Below are 2,544 nucleotides of genomic sequence, written 5' to 3'. Positions count from 1 at the left end.
CAGTACAACCCATCAGTTTCTACTGTAGCGCAAGTCCTGAGCATTTTGCTGAAATGACCGGTAGATTCCTCTTAATGCCTGTGCCGCAAGTCCTGTTGAAACAATTTTAAGGGGGGAAAGGGGGCGGGTCTTATCACTGCCCCCTTCCCCTTTTTCCGTGGAGATGGTATCTTTATCGGCTTTCCTAGTCATGGTTATAGGCACGTAGCTCAGTGGTAGAGCACCACCTTGACATGGTGGGGGTCGGTGGTTCGATACCACTCGTGCCTACCAAGAACGTTGAATTGATGAGAGAGAATGGATGATAGAATGCCGACAATAACGCTTCCGGATGGTAGTCAAAAGCAATTTGACGGTCCTGTCACGGTCCAAGAAGTCGCCCAAAGTATAGGTGCTGGTTTAGCAAAAGCCGCTTTAGCCGCTAAGGTCGACGGAAAGCTTCTCGATACTTCGCGGGTTTTAGACAGTAATGTCGATATCGCTATTATTACCGATAAAGATCAGGAAGGCCTCGACATTATCAGGCATTCATCGGCTCATCTATTGGCGCATGCCGTCAAACAATTATTTCCCGAAGCACAGGTGACCATTGGCCCTGTGATTGAAGACGGTTTTTATTATGATTTTTCTTATCCCCCGGGCTTTACCCCCGAAGATTTAATTAAAATCGAAGAGCGGATGACAGCCCTTGCTGAAAACGATTTTCCTGTCAGTCGTGAAGAAATTTCTCGAGATGACGCGATTAGACTATTTCGTGGCATGGGTGAAGAATACAAAGCCAAAATCATCGAAGATATCCCTTCCACCGAAATCTTGACAATTTATCGCCAGGGCGATTTTGTGGATCTTTGCCGTGGGCCGCATACACCTTCCACCGGAAAAATTAAAGCCTTTAAATTAACGAAATTGGCGGGTGCTTATTGGCGTGGCGATTCTAATAATGAAATGTTGCAGCGCATTTATGGCACTGCTTGGCCTGATAAAAAACAATTGTCGGATTATATTACTCGCTTAGAAGAAGCGGAAAAACGCGACCATCGTAAAATCGCAAAAAAAATGGATCTATTCCATATCCAAGAAGAAGCACCCGGCATGATTTTTTGGCACCCCAATGGGGCTACACTGTACAATATTTTGCAAAATCATATCCGTCACTATTTTCAAGATAATGGCTACCAAGAGATTCGTACACCACAATTAGTCGATTGCAGATTGTGGGAGAAGTCAGGACATTTGGCGATGTTCTCAAAGGATATGTTCTTAGTGGAGGCTGATCCGCACACATATGCTATCAAGCCTATGAATTGCCCTTGCCATATTCAAGTTTTCAATCAAGGCATTAAAAGTTATCGCGATTTACCTTTGCGTTTAGCAGAGTTTGGATCATGTCATCGAAATGAACCCTCAGGTACTTTGCATGGTTTAATGCGACTACGAAATTTTGTACAAGACGACGCCCATATTTTTTGTACTGAAGATCAAATACAATCCGAGGTATCAGCATTTATCGACCAACTCTTAAAAATTTATGCCGATTTTGGTTTTACTGATGTACTGATGAAACTTTCTACCCGACCGGATAATCGTATTGGCGATCAAAAACTCTGGGATAAAGCCGAAAAAGCTTTGGAAGAAGCATTAAATAATAAAGGCATTCAATGGGAATTGAATCCGGGAGAAGGAGCCTTTTACGGCCCCAAAATCGAATTTTCACTAAAAGACTGTATAGGTCGTGTTTGGCAATGCGGTACCATGCAAGTTGATTTCTCGATGCCAGGTCGATTAGATGCTCGTTATATTGCAGAAGATGGATCTAAACAAACACCTGTCATGTTGCACAGAGCCATGTTGGGTTCCATGGAACGCTTTTTAGGTATTTTGATCGAGCATTATGCGGGTCAATTTCCCACTTGGTTAGCGCCTGTTCAGGCGGTGATCATGAATATTACGGAGAATCAACGGGATGCCGTTTTAGAAACAGCGTCTAAACTTAAACAGCAAGGTTTAAGAGTCATTACTGACTTGAGAAACGAAAAAGTAGGATTTAAAATTCGAGAGCACACCATTGCGCGTGTTCCGTATTTAGTGGTGATTGGAGATCGTGAAAAAGCGGCTGAAGAAGTCGCCGTCCGCACTCAATCCGGTGAGGACTTGGGCTCGATGACAATCACTGCCTTCACACAACTTGTTAATCAATAGTTAATCCACAGAGGAGATAAACCCATTAGCGTTCAGACAGATAAAAAGCAGGCCAGGATCAATGATGAAATTGATGCTAAATCAATTCGGTTAATTGATGCCGATGGTGAGCCCGTAGGCATTGTCCCCACTCGCGAAGCCCAAATTAAAGCACAAGATGCTGGCTTAGATTTGGTTGAAATTGCACCCAATGCTGATCCACCTGTTTGTCGAATTATGGACTATGGTAAATACCTGTTTGAGATCAATAAGAAGCAAGCGCTACAAAAGAAAAAAACCAAACAGCAGCAACTTAAAGAAATTAAATTTCGACCAGCCACGGATATCGGTGATTATAAAATTAAA

The 2,544-nt window shown here is 43.0% G+C and carries 2 protein-coding genes and 1 tRNA gene; all 3 read left to right on the top strand.

Annotation, left to right across the window (positions count from 1 at the left end; translation table 11 throughout):
* Positions 1-198 precede the first annotated feature (198 nt).
* A tRNA-Val gene (locus ACOSYY_RS20000) sits at positions 199-273 on the top strand.
* A gap of 36 nt (positions 274-309) precedes the next feature.
* Entirely contained in the window at positions 310-2,199 is a 1,890-nt protein-coding gene (gene thrS / locus ACOSYY_RS19995; protein ID WP_421664718.1) for a threonine--tRNA ligase, read from the top strand.
* A 24-nt stretch (positions 2,200-2,223) separates the two neighbouring features.
* On the top strand, positions 2,224-2,544 hold a 321-nt coding region (infC, locus tag ACOSYY_RS19990), incomplete at its 3' end, for a translation initiation factor IF-3 (protein WP_526023351.1).

The organism is Nitrospira sp. BLG_2 (assembly GCF_049222245.1).
The sequence above is the reverse complement of the archived record's forward strand: the minus strand, read 5'-3'. Positions and strand labels throughout refer to the sequence as shown.

Excerpts from the sequence above, each read along its gene's own strand:
- thrS (WP_421664718.1), top strand. The coding sequence starts at position 310 with ATGCCGACAATAACGCTTCCGGATGGTAGTCAAAAGCAATTTGACGGT.